This is a genomic window from Photobacterium iliopiscarium (assembly GCF_003026395.1).
Taxonomy (GTDB): Bacteria; Pseudomonadota; Gammaproteobacteria; order Enterobacterales; family Vibrionaceae; genus Photobacterium; species Photobacterium iliopiscarium.
This window is the reverse complement of sequence record NZ_PYOO01000005.1, coordinates 72,529-90,511: the sequence shown is the minus strand read 5'-3', so window position 1 is coordinate 90,511 and position 17,983 is coordinate 72,529. Positions and strand designations below refer to the sequence as shown.

Here is a 17,983-nt window from a genome sequence, read left to right as displayed (position 1 = left end):
CATTATATAAATGTAAGCAGATTAAAGAAATGTTGGTTGGATAAACCCAGTTAACGATTTAATGTTATTAAGCCAATTTTGAATATTTTTATAGTTATCTAAACTAAAAGAAGCCTCATCAATATAGAGCAGTGTTGAAGCCACAGCGATATCAGCAATGGTTGGCATGTCATTGACTAAAAATGCTTTATCTTCTAATTGTGTGTTTAGGATATTTAAAACGTCATAAGCAATAGTTTCACATTGAGGTAATAATGTATCAGGCAACATTTTAAAAGCTGTAATTAATCGCGCTTTTTCAATTCCTTCATATAATTCGTTACTGACTAAAGATAATAACGTATCAATCTTAGCGGCTGTTGCGATATCAGATTCAGGATACCAATGCTTGGTTTGAGATTTTCTGGCTAAATAACGCAATATAGCCATTGAATCACTGACAATTACTTGGTCATCAGCCATTACTGGAATTTTACCCAATGGATTAATAGCTAAGAATTCCGCTGATTTTTGCTCATTTTTACTTAAATCTATCACATGCTCTTCAGCATTGAATCCTAATAATGATGCAGTTAATCGAACACGGTAGCTAGGGATTGAATATGGGAAGCTGTATATTTTCATGTTATTCTCTTTTTACACAAGTCTGTGTAAATTATTATAGGCTGCTTTTTTTAAAACACAAACATTTTTACACAGATCTGTGTATAATTATTGGTAATAACATTAAGGTGATACAATAAATGACAAAACGACAAAAACTAATCACGGGGTTTCTTGAGCTAGCACAAAAAGAAGGGATCACTCTAACCGGCGTAGATACAATTGCAGAACATACTAAAATATCAAAGAAGACTATTTATAATAATTTTGGTAGTAAAGAAGGTTTAGTGATTGAGGCATTAACGTTATTTAGCAATAACATTCAACAAACTTGGGCTGAAGAATGGGATACCATTGAAGATAAAAGAGAATTGGTTCTTGCTAGGTTTAGCGAACTAGAAATGCTAGTTAAAAGTAATCAGTTTTATGGGTGTATTTTTATGTCCGCTTGTCGTGAATTTTCCGATGAGCAACATCCATTACATCAATTAGCCGTAAATCATAAGCGAGCGTCCTACACTGAAACGCAAAAAAGATTGATCGCATTTGGCATTGAACGTTCTCAATTAGCTTTCCATATTGAATTACTTTATGAAGGGCTTATTGTTAAATTAGTTGCCAATAAAGAGATAAAACTCATTTCTGACACTAAAGAAATAATACGCAGCCTCATGATCTAAAGAGGGAAGCTATTATTTATTATTGCAAAAAAGAATACCCACTCTAAAGAATAAAAATCCTGAGCGGTATTCTACTATCTATGAATAAGCTTACTTATGCTTTTGTGTACTCAGTATGATAACCACAAACACACAAAAGAATGCCTCTTCCTTCAAGATAATTTGATTGTCCACATTTGGGGCATATAAATTCTTTTATTAAAATATACATAAACACACCATATTATTTAACATATAATCAATATATAGCATTGAGTTATTGAGTCAGAATAGTTTTAATAACATGCGATAAAAACCACAAAATTAAAATAAATGATGCATTTTTTTCCTAAAGAATAACAAATGTATCCAAAAGTTATTACTAATCAACATAATAACTTTTGGATACATTGGATAGATACAAAAACTCTCACTAAATAGGTGAGAGTTTTATACAGACTAAGAATGACGGTTAATCATTACTTATCAACCTCAAAGCCGAATGTTTTATTTTGAATATAAACCATGTCGCAATCAGTAGTGTATACAACACTATGAATACGATTAGCTTTAATGTAGCCAGTTTGACCAGCAGTTAAGATCATTGGCTCGCCATCATCAACTAACTCGCCATCAACACGAAGGTGGAATTGAATTGCAATTTCACCAGTAACAATAATGGACATATCATCATGTGGATGATGATGGGGATCTTCAATTGTACCTGCTTGCCAACGTTCAAGTAATGCCGTTACACAATTAGCATTACTTTCATCAGTATCTCGAAAACTAAAACCCGGAAACTCAGGATCAGCAGTAAAATCTGACCAAATATCTTTTGAAATAAACGTGCTCATAATAAAGATTACCAATAAATAACAGTTTTACTATTATAGGCACTTATAGATAACGTCATCAGTATTAAATTAGCAAGCTCAATATGCAATTATAACGTACTACATATCGTAATTTGGCTGTTCTAGCCAATCATCAGCTTCATCAAACATTGCTTCAAGTTCTGATTCGACATGCTGTTTATCTTCTTTTAATCCACCTAATACGCTTAATTCGTTAGCTCCACCTAAACGTACTCGAACTAATGCGTCAGGCCAAGAAATTGCCATACGGCGAGTAAATTCAGATTCAACTTGGTAAAAAACATTTTCAGGGACGTTATTTTGATTAACCATTAATTCAATACGCATATAAGTCCATCTATTATACTGGATAAAATAACACTGATTATAAACACAGTAACCCTGAGTGACTAATTTAAATTATTTATGGTCTTGATTGGTAGTACTGATTAACGCTAAATTTTCACGCTATGGCATAATATTTAAAGTTAAACCTAATCAAAAAAAAGACGAAAAGTGTCATATCGACCTTTATATAAGATAACAATGACACTTTAAGGCTAAAAGTGATCGTGAAAATCTCGTATAGTAACGGCATAGACAATTAATACGAGAATATAATCATGTCAACATTTACAATGACAAGTAACAGCATTACTGAAGGTCAACATCACGAAAAGCGTTTTTCATTTAATAGCTTTGGTAATGATGGCGATAACATTTCCCCTCAACTTGCTTGGAAAAATGCCCCTGAAGGTACGCAAAGTTTCGCTGTAACATGTTTCGATCCTGATGCACCGACTGATTGTGGTTTTTGGCATTGGCAAGTTATTAATATTCCAGCATCAACACACGAATTAGCAGAAGGAGCATCAGCTAATCTTGCTGCGGGTTTAGAAATGCGTAATGACTACGGCTTTAATGGCTACGGCGGTGCATGCCCACCTGAAGGTCATGGTGTTCATCGTTATATATTTACAGTATGGGCATTGCCTTGTGAAAAACTAGAAGTGCCTGATGACGCATCATGTGCATTAGTCAGTTTTATGCTTAATGGTACAGCTCTAGCAAAATCATCTATTACCGCACATTATCAGCGTTAATAATAGCCATGCTAGCGTTAAAGAAAAGTCTCATTAGTAGTTATCTATTATGGGACTTTCTTTTTTGGTAGCATCAATAACATCACTTCGCCTAGAAAGAGAAATAGCATGTCAGCGCTTGTTCAGTGTATTCATTACACGGGTCAAAAATCACAATCATTACGTAATGTGCCATTTATCTATCCTTCCATTGTTTGGGTACAAGCCGGTGTGAAAAAATTACAATGGCAAAATGATTGGATCAATATTGATCCTAAAAATTGGCTACTCACAGCCGGACACTCACAACAAACATTTATTAATCAACCATCACAGACTGTATTTTCATCACTGCAATTATGTTTTTTAACACGACCCACCACCGAACTTATCACCCGTTCTCGCCAACAGAATAATCGTCATACCACACCTAATTACCAATTTGATAAAGCAGGAGAGTATTTGTTTATGAATCTGGTTAACATGCCAGGCACGTTACCGCGTAACGTTCAAGAATGTATGGTTAATGCTTTATTTGAATTCTTAGCCAATATAGGAAGATTACATCAACTCTTCAGTTATCAAGATTTATCATGGCGTGACAAATTAGTTGAATTATTTAGGCAACAACCAAGTGAACAGCATAATATCGAATCAGCTTGTCAGCATTTGGGTTTAAGTAAATCGACATTAATTCGTCGTTTACGTGAAGAGTCGACCCAGTTTAGAGAAATATTAGCAGAATTAAGAATGGGTTACGCGTTAACCTTATTACAACAGCAACACTACACACAGCTTGATTTAGCACAACTTTGTGGTTATCAGTCAGAGACACGGTTTGCACAACGATTTAAAAAACAGTTTGGTTTATCGTTAAAAGAATATCAGCAAACAATGGCCTAACGAGCAATAAAGGAGAAGTGAGTAGCTAGAGCGATCGTTATACCAATATAATTGATAAAAATCAGGTTATCATTTACTCTCATTATCATAATTTATTGTAATGATCTTCTGTGAGTAAAACATGATAAATCCCCAATGGTTAACCACATTTACAACTTTAGTAGACACTGGACATTTTACTCAAACCGCAGATCTTTTACATATGACCCAACCAGGTGTTAGCCAGCATATTAAAAAATTAGAACAAGCTTGCGGCTATCAACTGATTACACGCTATAACAAACAATTTGAAATCACAGAACAAGGGCAGCTTGTCTATCAATATGCCCAGCAACAAACACATCAATATCAAACACTAATGAGTAACTTACAAACAGACAGTCCTTATGAAGGAACTTGTAAACTCGCTTGCTCAGGATCATTTGCATTATCACTATATCCTCAGTTATTACGCTTACAGCAACAACATTCCAAATTGCATTTTCATTTAGAAGCCGCACCTAATTATAAAATCTTAGATAATATTGAAAATAATACGATTGATATGGGGATCGTCACTCAAAATCCAGCCAATACACACTTTAAAACGACGATGATAGGACGAGAGCCTTTATGTTTAGTATTGCCGTTACAATACGAACATCATGAACTAACCAATGAATTATTAATAGCATGTGGGCTAGTTGATCACCCTGATGCACAATATTATTTAACGAAATACTTCCAACATTGTGGTTATCATCATTTATCAAATATTAAGATTGAACACCTACCGATTACGAGTTACATCAATCAACTTAACCAAATTTTAGTTGCTGTTGCAGAAGGAATTGGCTTTACGGTTTTACCCAAAAGTGCCATTGATCATTTTACAGATAAGCATAAATTGTATGTTATATCACCACCGATATTAGTCACAGAACAGCTTTTTATTATTCAAAAACAGCACCGCCAATTACCTATCCGTTATCAAACAGTAACGTCATTACTGACATCATTATATTAACAAGCAATCAAATTGGTGATTAAACAAGCAATAACGTATTTATTTTATTACATAATTTGATCTTCTCTATAAAATAAGCATTAAATAGATGATACATAATCACCCGTTTTTTACTGAAGGGGATCACCCATGAAAAAATCAACAATATCTGCACTGGCAGTACTTAGCGGAATTGTAATCTGTAGCCTCGCGTTTACAATGAGCAAACATGAGCAAACCAAAAATAATGACACTACAGTTCAACAACCCACGCCAGCAACACTAATAAAAGATAAGCCGTATAAATGCAGTGATTTTGACCCTAAAACTGGCGGCTTAAAAGGGTGGACGGCGGATATGGGAATCGGGCCAGCCATACCTGAACAATTATTGCCTAAAGATTGTCCTGCACTTCAACAGTAATCGTTATTTAAACAAAAGCCCTTAATCTACAGGGCTTTGTTTTATCTCAACACCCGCAAAATACTTATAAACACCGTATTACATGCCAGTTATGGTATTACTTGTATCCAATATATTTGATTATTTATCGCTTTATTCATTTCTTTTTTAGATTTAAAAATCCTTGTTTAACCTTATATCAATAAGATACATCTTAATAACGTACACAAAACAACCAACGCTTAATATTAAGTTGCGTTTTACTGTAAAAGCTCAATAATACAACTTGAAAAATTAAAAATAAAAGAGTCAATATGTCTGGTAATAATCGTTCAAATATTCACGTTGGTCTAAATGTACAAATTGTATTAAAACAAGATCAACGTAGCGGCACACTTACATCTGGTACGGTAGAAAAAATCCTTACTAATTCACCAACACATCCTCATGGTATTAAAGTACGCCTCACCTCAGGTGATGTAGGACGCGTAAAAGTGATTATTTCCGAATAAATAACGCACAAAAATAGCCTTATTTTCAAATGATTAATTAAAACAAAGCCTAATCAAGCTTTGTCATTTCAACGCGTCAGTCCATTGATAAATTGATCGCATAATCAAAAAGAGAACACCGTGAATCAAACGAATATTATTCTACTTAGTGTCGCACTATTGCCGACGCTTGCATTTGCACAGTCGCCACAAGGTAACACCACCAACCAATCATTCAGCAAAGCAAAAAAGATCATGCAACAGCAGATCTATACTAATCCTGTTGATATGAAGACTATTTACTGCGGTGCTGATTTTAACAATAAAAAATACGTTACCTTGCCATCAGGCTTCACAACTGATGTGTATAAAAAGCGCGTTAAACGTTGGGAGGCTGAACACGTAGTGCCTGCGGAGAACTTTGGACGTTCATTTAGTGAATGGCGTGAAGGTTCAAAAGTATGCATTGATAGTAAAGGCAAATCATTTAAGGGCCGTAAATGTGCTGAAAAAGCCAACCCTGAATACCGCTTAATGCAATCAGACCTTTATAACCTTTATCCAGCAGTAGGGGCGGTTAACGCTGCTCGTCAAAACTACAACTATGTAATGCTGCCTAAAACAGCCAGTAAAAATTACCGTTCATTCGGTAGTTGTGACATGATCATTGATAAGAAAGATCACGATGCTCAACCACCAGAACGTGCCCGTGGTATTATTGCGCGTACTTACATGTATTTTGATGCAGTATATCCAAGTTACAAAATGAGTCGTCAACAACGCCAATTAATGAGCGCATGGGACAAGCAATACCCAGTATCAAAGTGGGAATGCCAACGCGCCGCTAAAATTCAAAAGATTCAAGGTAATGTTGATCCTATCTTAGCTTCGCGCTGTAAAAACATCGGTTAATAACACCAATAATTCAACCGTGATAAATCCACATTTAACGATGTGGATTTTTTTATATTTGATTTATGACAACACATTAACCACACTGACAATAGCTTATACATTCATCGTTAGTAGAACAGTATACTCAAAATATACAGTTAAATATGACCACATGATTCAAATTAATATTTACAATGCTATGTATGATCCACTCTAATTGTTAACAATTGGCAACATTCGTAATGCCAATGTTATGATCTTCGTAGGATTATCAACCACTGATAGCCTTAATAACGAGCGTCAGTTATCAAAAGCAAACTAAACTATATTAATATTTCATTATTTGTAGTCTTATATGCTACGCTATAAAGGTAACGAGCTAGAAATACAATAGCATTAACCGTTAAGTTAATTAACCTGTTGTAATGATATATAATTTAATTGTAGTCACACAGCAAATAACATCATTTATTGGAGTACCATTTATTAATGAGCAGCAATCGTAGAACCCAGAACCAATTAGCAGCACTTACAAAGAAACTTTCTAAGTTACAAGCTATGTCTAAGTCTACTAGAGATGGTGCAAGTAAAGCACGTTACACTGCTGATATTGAAAAAATTGAAATAGAGCTTAGTAAGCTTAAAGAAACTGAAGAATAGAATCTTTCTATTTATGACGTTTGGCCTACTACTATTTCTACAATAGTAGTAGGCTAGTCAGCCATACTAAGTAAAATCCCACCATCACAATTCAGATCACTAATAACGACTCCCCATACCAAACCGGTTTGACATGTCATCATCTATTCGACCACCTTTCCATCCACCTAAAACAAGCAGATTAAGCACATCCTGTCCGGTGTAATCATTCCCCTCAAAGAAATAGTGTGATATATCATTACGTAACAATTTCAGGGTAGGGTTTTCTTCAAAATTAATATCTTGCGGATCAACATACAAAGCGACTGCGATTTGTTGCTGACGGGCACTACACTCACTGGTACTGGCTGTGATTTGACCTAAAGAGAAAAAATCTCGACTGCCATAACCCTTTATCAACCTTGCCGAAAGCAACTTGATGACCTTTTTGATTCGGCGATGCTGAATAATTCTAAGCACTGTAATTCCCTTCATAAAATCAATCAATAGCGATCATATTACTGAAAGTAGCATCTCTCGTAAAATTAGTTAGATTATCCAACTATTCTACACTTAGGGAACGCAGGGCAACCTCAACACTGTTTCCCGTTATTCTCACTCCGCTTTGCTATACGTAAGTCTGATACTGACACACACAATGTAAAATACAGCGTCAAAAAAATTATTCTCATAAGAGTGAAATTTTTCTATGACTTCGATGTTCTATTACTGCAAGAATTAGTACATAGAGATCACTATGCTTAGAAATATCACAATCGCTTTGGGGGCAGGGTTTATTGGCAGTATCGCCAATGTACTCGCTATTTATCTCATCAACCCATTGCAAGGATTACCTCAACCCGATCATATTTTTATCTATAAACAAGTCTTTTGGGGCGGGTTATGGGCATTGCTTTATTGTTTACCTTTTTTAAAACAGAGATGGTTTATCAAAGGTATCGCAGTGGGCTTTATCGCAAGTTTATGCACTTTCTTTGTCTTTCAAACAATTCCTGTCACGTCAATTAATATCATAAAAGCGTTGATGGTAAATATTGTTGCATGGGGAGGATGCTCATCGTTCTTTTTTTATAAAGCAACAACGTCAGACAATACTTTATAACTACATGATTTTGAAAGGTATAAAATAAAAACCAAAGTGGTCAAGTAAAACTGACCACGGATTTGTATTCATTATAAAGCCTGTCTCTTAGACAAATTCTGCAAATGTAATTTATCTGTCTGCTCATTATCAGGCAAACGTAAATACTCCAAACGACCATAGCAAAACTGAATCCGATTTAAACTCATTACATCATCTTCATGTTGGTTCATCCAATCTCTAATACCATTTAATAACACCACATCTTTTGGACGTGGCGTTTTAAATTCCCCGTCACCAGTAAACACCACTAACGACTTAATGTGATCTGTTGGCACAAAATCGAATAGGGCTTGGATTGCTTTGATATGTTTGTAATTTTGATGAATAGGGTTCTGAAACCGTGAACGCTTTTTGAATAAGATCTGCATCCATTGTTTTTGTTTAGCATCACCATAAATCCAACCGCTATAGTGCTTAGTTTCAATAACAAACACACCTTTGGTACAAATTAGAACATGATCAATTTGGGTCGTACTACCATCAATGGATAAAGTTACGTTATTGACGACAATCCCTGTCACTTGCTCATGTATTAAATAAGAATTTACGCTTTTTGAAACAAGACGTTCACCAATGTTTAGCGTGTGTCCTTTCTGTTTCTTATGACAAAAGACAATGCCACAAATGAAAGCAACGAATAAACCCAATACATACCAAAAACTAAACATAATCAGCCTCATAAAATATGAGCATAAATCTATCACTACATACAAAAACTTACCATTAAATTAATGCATCTAGATTTATATGTTTTAAACACTGTGATTCAACACGACTGATTATTAAAGCATGATATAAAGATAAAAGAGTCAATTGGTTATATAACTTATCCGTTGCAAGGGATAAAAATCAAATATCCCCTATAGCGGATATAAATAGTATGGTGACCGGATGTAAATAACATCAGCGTGTTAACCGTTAGTTTAGATTAACCCAGAGTAGGATAATCAGTATAACCGTGTTCATTCCCACCAAATAGCGTAGTGCCATCCAAGTCAGCTAACGGTTGTTGGTGTTGTAACCGCGAAACAAAATCAGGGTTAGCAATAAACGGACGCCCGAACGCAACCAAATCAGCGTAGCCTTTGTTAAGCATTTCATCAGCACGCGCTTGAGTATAACGGCCCGCGACAATGATCGTATTGGTGAAATACTCACGCAACTCAATTCTAAATGGCTCAGGGATCACTGGCGCATCATCCCAATCCGCTTCCGATAAATGCAAATAGCCAATATCACGGGCTTGAAGCTGTTTTGCCGCCTCTAAAATAGTCGGCACAATATCAGGGCAATTCATGTCTTTAAAGGTAATGAAAGGCGCAAGTCGAACACCCACTTTATGCGCACCAATCACATTACTTACCGCATCAACCACCTCTAACAAGAAGCGAATACGGTTGTCTCTAGTGACACCGTAACTATCTGTACGATGATTAGAATTAGTACGTAAGAACTGATCGATAAGATAACCGTTACCACCGTGAATTTCGACACCATCAAAGCCAGCATCAATCGCACATTTCGCGGCATGAGCAAAATCAGCCACCACCCGATCAATATCAGCTTGGGTCATGGCTCTTGGTTCAACACAATCGACCATGTTGCCATTACCTTGTTCATCAGCAATCCACACTTTGGTTTCTACTGGTTTAAGTGCTGATGGCGCAATAGGTTTATCACCACGCTGAAAGGTAGGATGAGACACGCGGCCCACATGCCATAACTGACAAAACATTGCCGCACCTTGCGTTTTTGCCGCTTGAGTAACCGTTTTCCAGCCAGCGACTTGCTCATTAGTATAAACACCCGGAGTGAATGAATAGCCTTGTGAATCATCTGAAATCTGGGTTGCTTCCGAGATAATTAATCCCGCACTAGCACGTTGTTGGTAATAATTCGCCATCATCGCGTTTGGAATATTACCCGGTTGACTACTACGCGCTCGCGTCATCGGTGCCATCACAATACGGTTTTGTAAATTCAGTGCTTTAAGCTGTGTTGATTCAAAAAGCTTGCTCATCATCGACATCTTCATTTCCTTTCTGTCTAATCTTGTTTTGATGGTGTCAGTATATTGATTTGATAGAATTTGATAATTAGGTAAAATTTAAAAAGATTATTCGGGTGAGCTGAACAATAAACACAAGGAAAGGGCATGGATAAGTTTTCTGACATGACGTTATTTATCAGTATCGTTAAAAACCAAGGCTTAGCGGCAGCAGGAAGAGAGCTAGGATTATCACCAGCAACCGTTACCGCAAGGCTGCAAGCATTAGAAGATCGCTATGGGGTGAAGTTACTCAATCGCAGTACAAGGCATCTCTCTTTAACGGAATCTGGTGCAATGTATCATCAGGCCAGTTTAGACATTATTGACAGCGTTAAAGAGACAGAAAACTTACTCCAAACCGGTAGCCAAGAAGTGCGCGGAACGATAAAGATCGCAGCGCCACGAGACATAGGCAAGCAATACATATCACCAATAATTTCAGCGTTTTGCGAATTGTATCCAGACGTTGTGCCATACTTATATTTAGACGACAAACTCACCAACTTAGCGGAATCAGGCATAGATATTGTTATCCGTTATGGCGAACTAGCAGACAGCAACCTAATCTCGCGCAAACTGGCATCCAGCAGACGTGTATTGTGTGCAACACCTCAATATTTAGCCAATAAAGGCACACCGATCACACCGCAAGATCTCGCTGATCATCATTGTTTAGCCATGATACGCAGTAATGAAGAACTGAAAACATGGCATTTTAGCGACGACACCCAACACAACGTTATAACCGTATTACCAAAACGATTTTCAGATGATGGCGAAGTGATTCGTCAATGGGCATTAGATAGCGCAGGTATAGCATTAAAGTCGATATTAGATATTGAGCAAGACATAAAACAACAGCGACTGGTCACTGTGCTTGATGGATATATGAAAAACTTCAATGCATCGACATCATCAGCCAGTGCAGACTTAAATGTGATTTACCAAAGCCGCCAATACCAACCCAAACGGCTGCGATTGTTTATTGATTTCTTGATAGCGCGATTTGCGGGTAGGTTAGGGTAGTTGTCGTTATTTTTATCAGCGATAGTGAGTGACGCGTTTAATGAAAATGTACGCTTATCGTGAATTATCACCACTGGATGATGATTGGAAAGGGTGGAAAATATCCAAAGGAAAGTTGATTACTCCTGATGGTTGGCCGTTAACACCAAATAGGATCATCATGGGTAATGCACTAATAGAGATAGGGGCAGCGGATGAACTTCGATTTCAGCGTGAAGTGTTGAGAACAGCTAGGGTGTTGAAGAAACTTTAATAACATCAAAGAGCCTAATTAAAAATATTGTAAAAGGCTAATGAAACTTCACCCAAGGAGTCTGAGATTGGAACGGATAACGAGAAGAAACTAAGAGCTGAGATTATGAGGGTGTAAGACTTTAAAAAAACATATACACAAAAAGCCGATAATAATCGGCTTTAATATATCGATAGTATATATAAATTTTATTATATTATTTAAAGTAGCCTTGAAACCGTTATATTTCAAATCTATAAATAATATTTAGAAAAATATATTACGTCTTTAATAAAGTATTTGTGATCTTTTTATCACTAGATTTTTTTAATTCACTCTTTATATTGAATGGCAATTGAGGTTTAGATATTGAACTATCATAATGTTGCCTCATACACATATCAGCATGACAAAACCCAAGATTAATCAACATTCTAGTATCGTTATCTGAAAATCTATCCAGTTGAGTACCAAGCATATTTAAGTGTTTATATTTATATTCTTCACTTTCAGATAATAAAGGTGAAGCATTAATATAATTTTTAACTTGACTAGCTATTGACCAATAACTTCCATCATATTCTTTACCCTCATAATTCCTCATCAACATACGCTTACGCAGTGCTCGTTGTTGATTAATCATAATATCGGTCATTCTCATGGTTAATTTTAATTTACCACCTAGCCATCTCATCGTGAGTGGTGCTCCAGCATCACAACAAAATACGGTTTCATACTCTTTATGAGCCCCATGCTTCCATATCATCTCAAGCCCCATATTGTCATAAAGGCCACCATCACATAAATTTAGTTTTTCTCGAAGATGTGCTACATGGTCAATTGGTAATTTACTATAAATAGAATCAGTCCATTTCCATTTTTTTCCGCATAACGTTACAGGAGCAAGGACAGGAGGGAATCCACTCGAAATAGAAACGGCTTGTGCTAAAGTGATTTTATGATCTATTGCCGTTCCTATATGGTAATCTCTGATCTCATGTTTAGATATTCTAACACTAACACCTGTATCTAGATTTGTTCCATAAAAGACAAATTCAGGGGCTAGATGGTTATCAGGTACATCACTAAGACATATATTGCCAAATAACAACTTTTCATACTTTTTACATACTTCTTTTACTGCCGAAGTTGTTGGATTAAGGGTATGTAAAATTATTCGTGATTTATTTGTTATAGTTTGAGAACAAAAATCAATTATAGGATCCACAATAATTTCTTTAAAATTAGTTGCGCGATAGCGTCCTTCTCTAGCATCTATTTTTACAAAATTAAGCTCATTCCATTTAAGCATTAATAATCCTGCAGCAATCGACCCACCAGATACTGATGTTATTGTATCAAGTTCTGTTAATATGCCATCTTCGTTCATTCGCCATAGAGTACCTAATGCATAAAGTGTTGCTCTAAAACCGCCACCTGAGAGAGCTAATCCTTTTTTATATTGACTACACATTACAGCACCTTCTCATAAACTTTGATCTCATTTTCTGCAACAATCATTTGATATGCTGGCAAGCCATCATCCGATAAACTTATAGCTAACTCTTTAAGTTGTTCAATATCCAATTGACTCATTTGCGCAGATGCACCTTTAGGATGACTGTGCCATTCACCAATATAACCAACATTATTAGCGGTATAAGCAGCTATTCTCTCTAATTCTTCAATTACACCCGCAGTTCCTCTCAAAAAAGAAATAGGGGTACCGACGCTATCAATTGGAGCAGGAAGAGCGTCAACAATATAAACAGACTTTTGAACCATATCATGATATCCAATAAGTATTCCGCCAGTTTCATTGGGTAAATTATTATCTCTTAACTTTCTTACTCGCTTTTCAATACCTATATCCCAATGAATCTTGAATTTATCAAAATTATGATTTGATTTTGTTATATCTTTATGAGCTTCAGTTTTAAATGATACACGCTCACCAGTATCGAGATCTTCATGCCAAATCATAATTGCAGACTTACTCTGATTACTAATTTTAGCTATATGTTCAGATAATAAAGATGAACAGGCCATTACACGAGAATGAGACATAACAAAAGAATTATCACGACAAGTCACTCCAGAGCGGAATTGATCAAAAGAATTTAAAAGATGTTTATCTCCAATAAATTCATTAATTAATACTCTGTAATATTGTGCCTCAAGAGAAGCTAAACGTATTTTCCTTCGAGAATCCTCTGCTAATAAAACACAACCGTTACCAGTTGGAGTAAAAAAAGCAGCAATATGTCTAGGAGCATTTTTAATTGTACTAACAGCTCTTGGATAACTTAAGGATGCGCTTGCATCTATAACCAGTTCTACATTTTTTAAATATTCTTTTACAACAGGATCATCAAACTTTTTAGCATCAATATTAATACCTGTAAAATCACAATCTTTAAATCTAGATGAATAATAATGCGCTACTGCTTCAGCCTTATTTTTCCCTAAAAAAGACGGTGAAATTACATGACGAGTGAAATTATGGGGTCTAAATAAATCGTTATCAATAATAGTCCATGTTCCCCATCCAGATTTAACCCAAAGATCAGCTAATGCCCCTCCTAATGAGCCAGCGCCTATAATTGCACCACTCCCAAATGGTTTGTATGTACCTGATTGAAGTTGTCTTGACTTTTTACAGCTCTCTTTTAAACACTCCATGAACTCAATTGATAAATCAATATCATTACAGCTAAAAGGAAATAATCCTCCAATAAAATTCAATCTGAATTTATTTAAACTTTGACAAGGAACCTCAAATAGAACAACTAGTTCTGCTAATGATTTATTCGAAAAGAGAGCTACAGTTTGAGTATTCTCAACTTCACTGTCAGAAGATCGTTTAATAGGTAATGTTAAAATAAAAACTGTAAAATCTATATATAAGTTACATTTATTAGTGTTAATAATATCTAACAATTGGAGACGTATTAAATTAACAATATCAACATCTAAAGAATGAAATAACTTAGTAAGGCTAGATAATGTATTTACATTTAAATTGATTACACCATGAACAATAGGTTTAGTTTTAATTGTAACAATATTTAAATGCAAACTATTATTTAATGATCTGTTCTCATCCCAATCAGTTACAATAAAAAATCCATCTTTAGTATCATTTCTATCCCTAGAAATAACATTTAATTGCCGTCCAAAATTTGATTTAAAATCAAAATCAAATGGTAAGACAATTGTTAAAGAAGGATTATAAAATAATTGTTCAACACCTTGATCATTATGATGTAGCTTTTCAATTGCCGTTTTTTTTAGCCACCAATTAGTTCTTTTTATATGTTTTTCTGCCGTCCATGATGCTTCTACTACATCACTAGGCTCAAGATATAGACATAGTGATTTGGCTGAATCTTCAGACGGTGCATTTTGATGCATTGTTATAGGAAAGTCCTGACGGAGAGCCAGTGTTAAAGGTAACGACTCTTCTTCAATAAATACGAAACAAATTCGTTCTCTATAGTTGATTCCGATAACATTGCGAGATGGAATCTCATCATTACAGATATCAACAGTAATAAACTCAATTCTTTTGCCTTCCTTGATATTTAATCGTATATCAATAAGCGTTACATCTGAATTTTTGTTGATAGCAGCAAGCATGGCAGTGGAGCCACAAAGCTCCACCTTATCCTGATTAATTTCATCTGCATTTACAGGGAAAAAATTAATCATATATATTATCCTGCCCGAGCTGGAGTAGCAGCAGCAGTTGCTAATGCCGCTGCCATTTTATAACTTTTTTTTGTCAAGCCTGAAGACGAAAATTCGATAACCACAGGAGCAGGCTTAATCTTACTTTCATTCTCCATTGTCACTATTAAACTTCGACCATTTACATCACGTAAATAGTGTTCATAACAACGTTTTGCTTGTAGGTGAGGAGGTTGAATTGAATTTAAAGCATCAGATTCTACTGTTTCAAAGGCATTACTTGAACAAATCATATAAGCATCTTTATTGCCCATTAAAAGAAGCTCTTCAATCTTCTCTTTTGGCTTTGTTTCTTTTTGACCTTTATCATCAGATAAAGCAAGATAGCTGCTATGATGAGGAATATTTAATAAGTCCCAACGTAAACGGTCTTCATTTTGATAGTATTGAGTTATAGATACTATCTCTTCCATAACTTCCCATGTTGAGTCTCCAACAGCTAAAAAATTAAATAACTCGCCATTCTCGTTAAATCGAATATTGAATACTAATGATGCTTCGTTTCGTACTTTCTTAATATCTTTCCCTGACTCTTCGCAATGTGTCATAAAAGGGGAGTGTACAAAAAATTCAACATTATCGTTTGCTAATGAAAATGTATCTACAATGGTACCAGCATCAACAATTAAATCTGAGAAATCATCTATTTTCATATCCCATTTCTCAACCAACTTAACAAGTTCCTCTGGTTGTGAAAATACACGAATACCTTTCTTGTTTTTAAAACGATGTTTAGATTCAGCACGCCAGATAGCAAACTCTGAGGATAATTCATCCTTTGGAAGAGACTCTAATAACATCGCAGCAGGAACCCATAGTTGATCTATTTTTATTCGGCCACTATCTTGGTATTTATTAGCATGCTCTAAATAAAAAAATTCTGTACTACCTTCAATATGATCAAGATCCGCATGTGTAAAAGCTAAGACATCGATACTATCTTTTTTTGCATCAGCCAAAATTGATTTAATATCTGTCGCTATATCAAAATGAGGCTTAGTACTATCTGTTGCTGAACTATGCTGACGATAGTCCATTAAAATATGCTTATTATTTTGTAGTGTGATTAAACTAGTATCACCATTACCAACGGGATAAAATTTTATTGTTGCCATTCCTTTCACCTATAAATCTAGTTGCATTTAAAATCTGTAATATAATATACCTGCGGTAAATTGTTATCAGCAACATATTTAATATGATTTCTAGTCTTTTCCTTTGCTTGTAAAAAGATTATTATTAGTTATAGGTTGTTAAGTAGATAATAATGAGGATTAAAGTAAATTATTTAACCCGCCATGTGGATAACAAAAAAGCGCGTTATCCACAATCCTAATGAAGTGGGGAACGCGCTTTTAGTTTTGGCCTCCGGCCATCAAAGTTTTCTTTTTTTTTAAGACAAAAGCTAAATGATACTGACCTTTATCAATACAGATAATTGATTGTTGATCTCTCTGTCTGATGTAGAGCCAAAGAGCGAGCCTATTAGTGGTATCTCTTTTAGAATCGGCACTCCCGTATCATTGTTTCTTGATTCCTCACCAACCAAGCCACCAAGTATGATTGATTGACCGTCTTTAGCTTGAATCACTGTTTATATCGACGGTTATTGGTAATTGGACTGACACTCTTATTATCGATATACAGCAAATCATATAACTTGGTCTTTGGTGGTACAATAACCAATGAAACGTTTTTATCACGATTGGATAATCTACGTTATAAGGTAATAATATGACGATACAAAAGATATATTCTCAAAAGGCTGTTAGTGTCACTTACGCTGGAAGTCATATAAAAGAGTGTTTAGATAACGGTACAACAGCACTTTTAAACAATAATAAAGTAACAGGATACATAGTTAACGCTGAAACTTTTGAGTCAATGATGAATATTTTGGATGGTTTTACATCAATCAAAAAGCAACTAAGCCCTGATATTGAATCTAAAATAATCCGAGCCCAAAAAGCACTAAATGGGATTCAGAGTAAAAGCGCTAGTGATTACGAAAAATATAAACATATGTCTGATGATGAATTGTTTGAGTAGTTGCCATTTCTTATAACTGTATTTTATTTAAAATACCCTCATTATTCCCCGATTAAAATGTCTTATTTTAAATGCGGTTTGTTTTTGCATCCCGTTTACTGACATGAAACACCGTATGTCGATCACTGTAAAAAGCAGTTGGCTTGATATACCAAGGCGACAAGAACAACGTAGGCAATCACGAATGAATCCAGTG

The 17,983-nt window shown here is 35.3% G+C and carries 21 protein-coding genes; 11 read left to right on the top strand and 10 right to left on the bottom strand.

Annotation, left to right across the window (positions count from 1 at the left end):
- Window positions 1-21 precede the first annotated feature (21 nt).
- A complete protein-coding gene (locus C9J51_RS09815) occupies window positions 22-624 on the bottom strand; it encodes a glutathione S-transferase family protein (protein ID WP_045038556.1) in 603 nt (200 codons plus the stop codon).
- Window positions 625-743: 119 nt separating this feature from the next.
- Between C9J51_RS09815 and C9J51_RS09810 the strand changes: the two genes are divergently transcribed.
- Window positions 744-1,283, top strand: a complete 540-nt coding sequence (locus tag C9J51_RS09810) for a TetR family transcriptional regulator (protein WP_045038555.1) — start codon at window positions 744-746, stop codon at window positions 1,281-1,283.
- Between the two features lie 458 nt (window positions 1,284-1,741).
- Here C9J51_RS09810 and C9J51_RS09805 read toward each other — a convergent pair whose 3' ends face one another.
- Together C9J51_RS09805 and C9J51_RS09800 are read right to left on the bottom strand one after the other, a co-directional pair.
- Window positions 1,742-2,119, bottom strand: coding sequence for a cupin domain-containing protein (locus C9J51_RS09805; RefSeq protein WP_045038554.1), 378 nt, complete (start codon window positions 2,117-2,119; stop codon window positions 1,742-1,744).
- Between the two features lie 99 nt (window positions 2,120-2,218).
- The gene (locus C9J51_RS09800) at window positions 2,219-2,467 is read right to left on the bottom strand and encodes a DinI-like family protein (RefSeq protein WP_045038553.1); all 249 of its coding nucleotides are present in this window, start codon (window positions 2,465-2,467) and stop codon (window positions 2,219-2,221) included.
- Window positions 2,468-2,742: 275 nt separating this feature from the next.
- Here C9J51_RS09800 and C9J51_RS09795 point away from each other — a divergent pair, with 275 nt between their 5' ends.
- From C9J51_RS09795 to C9J51_RS09770, 6 genes are all read left to right on the top strand, one after another.
- The gene (locus C9J51_RS09795) at window positions 2,743-3,222 is read left to right on the top strand and encodes a YbhB/YbcL family Raf kinase inhibitor-like protein (RefSeq protein ID WP_045040015.1); all 480 of its coding nucleotides are present in this window, start codon (window positions 2,743-2,745) and stop codon (window positions 3,220-3,222) included.
- A 108-nt stretch (window positions 3,223-3,330) separates the two neighbouring features.
- Window positions 3,331-4,104, top strand: a complete 774-nt coding sequence (locus C9J51_RS09790) for a helix-turn-helix transcriptional regulator (RefSeq protein ID WP_045040014.1) — start codon at window positions 3,331-3,333, stop codon at window positions 4,102-4,104.
- Between the two features lie 121 nt (window positions 4,105-4,225).
- Window positions 4,226-5,110 carry a LysR family transcriptional regulator gene (locus tag C9J51_RS09785; RefSeq protein WP_107274998.1) on the top strand — a complete coding sequence of 295 codons (885 nt, stop codon included), beginning with the start codon at window positions 4,226-4,228 and terminating at the stop codon, window positions 5,108-5,110.
- Window positions 5,111-5,239: 129 nt separating this feature from the next.
- The gene (locus tag C9J51_RS09780; RefSeq protein WP_045040013.1) at window positions 5,240-5,512 is read left to right on the top strand and encodes a hypothetical protein; all 273 of its coding nucleotides are present in this window, start codon (window positions 5,240-5,242) and stop codon (window positions 5,510-5,512) included.
- 293 nt (window positions 5,513-5,805) lie between these two features.
- Complete coding sequence (locus C9J51_RS09775) at window positions 5,806-6,003, top strand: YwbE family protein (RefSeq protein WP_045040012.1); 198 nt, start codon at window positions 5,806-5,808, stop codon at window positions 6,001-6,003.
- Window positions 6,004-6,123: 120 nt separating this feature from the next.
- Window positions 6,124-6,894 (top strand): endonuclease, encoded by a 771-nt coding sequence (locus C9J51_RS09770; RefSeq protein ID WP_082301480.1) that lies wholly within the window; start codon window positions 6,124-6,126, stop codon window positions 6,892-6,894.
- Between the two features lie 741 nt (window positions 6,895-7,635).
- On the opposite strand, the gene C9J51_RS09765 is transcribed toward C9J51_RS09770, so the two are convergent.
- A complete protein-coding gene (locus C9J51_RS09765; protein WP_045040063.1) occupies window positions 7,636-7,995 on the bottom strand; it encodes a DUF6559 family protein in 360 nt (119 codons plus the stop codon).
- A gap of 277 nt (window positions 7,996-8,272) precedes the next feature.
- Between C9J51_RS09765 and C9J51_RS09760 the strand changes: the two genes are divergently transcribed.
- Window positions 8,273-8,638, top strand: a complete 366-nt coding sequence (locus C9J51_RS09760) for a hypothetical protein (protein WP_107274997.1) — start codon at window positions 8,273-8,275, stop codon at window positions 8,636-8,638.
- A gap of 71 nt (window positions 8,639-8,709) precedes the next feature.
- Here the strand turns inward: C9J51_RS09760 and C9J51_RS09755 are convergent, their stop codons facing one another.
- Complete coding sequence (locus C9J51_RS09755) at window positions 8,710-9,348, bottom strand: nuclease-related domain-containing protein (RefSeq protein ID WP_052668041.1); 639 nt, start codon at window positions 9,346-9,348, stop codon at window positions 8,710-8,712.
- Between the two features lie 260 nt (window positions 9,349-9,608).
- Window positions 9,609-10,700, bottom strand: coding sequence for an alkene reductase (locus C9J51_RS09750; protein WP_045040061.1), 1,092 nt, complete (start codon window positions 10,698-10,700; stop codon window positions 9,609-9,611).
- Window positions 10,701-10,835: 135 nt separating this feature from the next.
- On the opposite strand from C9J51_RS09750, the gene C9J51_RS09745 reads away from it, so the two are divergent.
- A complete protein-coding gene (locus tag C9J51_RS09745; RefSeq protein WP_045040010.1) occupies window positions 10,836-11,756 on the top strand; it encodes a LysR family transcriptional regulator in 921 nt (306 codons plus the stop codon).
- Window positions 11,757-11,796: 40 nt separating this feature from the next.
- A complete protein-coding gene (locus C9J51_RS09740; protein WP_052668038.1) occupies window positions 11,797-12,009 on the top strand; it encodes a DUF3653 domain-containing protein in 213 nt (70 codons plus the stop codon).
- A gap of 259 nt (window positions 12,010-12,268) precedes the next feature.
- On the opposite strand, the gene C9J51_RS09735 is transcribed toward C9J51_RS09740, so the two are convergent.
- From C9J51_RS09735 to C9J51_RS09720, 4 genes are all read right to left on the bottom strand, one after another.
- On the bottom strand, window positions 12,269-13,462 hold the full coding sequence (locus tag C9J51_RS09735; protein WP_045040009.1) for a patatin-like phospholipase family protein: 1,194 nt from the start codon (window positions 13,460-13,462) through the stop codon (window positions 12,269-12,271).
- The gene (locus C9J51_RS09730) at window positions 13,462-15,699 is read right to left on the bottom strand and encodes a ThiF family adenylyltransferase (protein ID WP_107274996.1); all 2,238 of its coding nucleotides are present in this window, start codon (window positions 15,697-15,699) and stop codon (window positions 13,462-13,464) included. The genes C9J51_RS09735 and C9J51_RS09730 overlap by 1 nt, the downstream gene beginning before the upstream one ends.
- A gap of 5 nt (window positions 15,700-15,704) precedes the next feature.
- On the bottom strand, window positions 15,705-16,853 hold the full coding sequence (locus C9J51_RS09725; RefSeq protein WP_107274995.1) for a ComEC/Rec2 family competence protein: 1,149 nt from the start codon (window positions 16,851-16,853) through the stop codon (window positions 15,705-15,707).
- Window positions 16,854-17,143: 290 nt separating this feature from the next.
- Window positions 17,144-17,329, bottom strand: a complete 186-nt coding sequence (locus C9J51_RS09720; protein WP_082301479.1) for a hypothetical protein — start codon at window positions 17,327-17,329, stop codon at window positions 17,144-17,146.
- 143 nt (window positions 17,330-17,472) lie between these two features.
- Between C9J51_RS09720 and C9J51_RS09715 the strand changes: the two genes are divergently transcribed.
- Window positions 17,473-17,787, top strand: a complete 315-nt coding sequence (locus C9J51_RS09715) for a type II toxin-antitoxin system Phd/YefM family antitoxin (RefSeq protein ID WP_045040006.1) — start codon at window positions 17,473-17,475, stop codon at window positions 17,785-17,787.
- The last annotated feature ends 196 nt before the right edge of the window (window positions 17,788-17,983 follow it).

Excerpts from the sequence above, each read along its gene's own strand:
- C9J51_RS09815 (WP_045038556.1), bottom strand. The coding sequence starts at position 624 with ATGAAAATATACAGCTTCCCATATTCAATCCCTAGCTACCGTGTTCGA.
- C9J51_RS09810 (WP_045038555.1), top strand. The coding sequence starts at position 744 with ATGACAAAACGACAAAAACTAATCACGGGGTTTCTTGAGCTAGCACAA.
- C9J51_RS09805 (WP_045038554.1), bottom strand. The coding sequence starts at position 2,119 with ATGAGCACGTTTATTTCAAAAGATATTTGGTCAGATTTTACTGCTGAT.
- C9J51_RS09800 (WP_045038553.1), bottom strand. The coding sequence starts at position 2,467 with ATGCGTATTGAATTAATGGTTAATCAAAATAACGTCCCTGAAAATGTT.
- C9J51_RS09795 (WP_045040015.1), top strand. The coding sequence starts at position 2,743 with ATGTCAACATTTACAATGACAAGTAACAGCATTACTGAAGGTCAACAT.
- C9J51_RS09790 (WP_045040014.1), top strand. The coding sequence starts at position 3,331 with ATGTCAGCGCTTGTTCAGTGTATTCATTACACGGGTCAAAAATCACAA.
- C9J51_RS09785 (WP_107274998.1), top strand. The coding sequence starts at position 4,226 with ATGATAAATCCCCAATGGTTAACCACATTTACAACTTTAGTAGACACT.
- C9J51_RS09780 (WP_045040013.1), top strand. The coding sequence starts at position 5,240 with ATGAAAAAATCAACAATATCTGCACTGGCAGTACTTAGCGGAATTGTA.
- C9J51_RS09775 (WP_045040012.1), top strand. The coding sequence starts at position 5,806 with ATGTCTGGTAATAATCGTTCAAATATTCACGTTGGTCTAAATGTACAA.
- C9J51_RS09760 (WP_107274997.1), top strand. The coding sequence starts at position 8,273 with ATGCTTAGAAATATCACAATCGCTTTGGGGGCAGGGTTTATTGGCAGT.
- C9J51_RS09755 (WP_052668041.1), bottom strand. The coding sequence starts at position 9,348 with ATGTTTAGTTTTTGGTATGTATTGGGTTTATTCGTTGCTTTCATTTGT.
- C9J51_RS09750 (WP_045040061.1), bottom strand. The coding sequence starts at position 10,700 with ATGAGCAAGCTTTTTGAATCAACACAGCTTAAAGCACTGAATTTACAA.
- C9J51_RS09745 (WP_045040010.1), top strand. The coding sequence starts at position 10,836 with ATGGATAAGTTTTCTGACATGACGTTATTTATCAGTATCGTTAAAAAC.
- C9J51_RS09740 (WP_052668038.1), top strand. The coding sequence starts at position 11,797 with ATGAAAATGTACGCTTATCGTGAATTATCACCACTGGATGATGATTGG.
- C9J51_RS09735 (WP_045040009.1), bottom strand. The coding sequence starts at position 13,462 with ATGTGTAGTCAATATAAAAAAGGATTAGCTCTCTCAGGTGGCGGTTTT.
- C9J51_RS09730 (WP_107274996.1), bottom strand. The coding sequence starts at position 15,699 with ATGATTAATTTTTTCCCTGTAAATGCAGATGAAATTAATCAGGATAAG.
- C9J51_RS09725 (WP_107274995.1), bottom strand. The coding sequence starts at position 16,853 with ATGGCAACAATAAAATTTTATCCCGTTGGTAATGGTGATACTAGTTTA.
- C9J51_RS09715 (WP_045040006.1), top strand. The coding sequence starts at position 17,473 with ATGACGATACAAAAGATATATTCTCAAAAGGCTGTTAGTGTCACTTAC.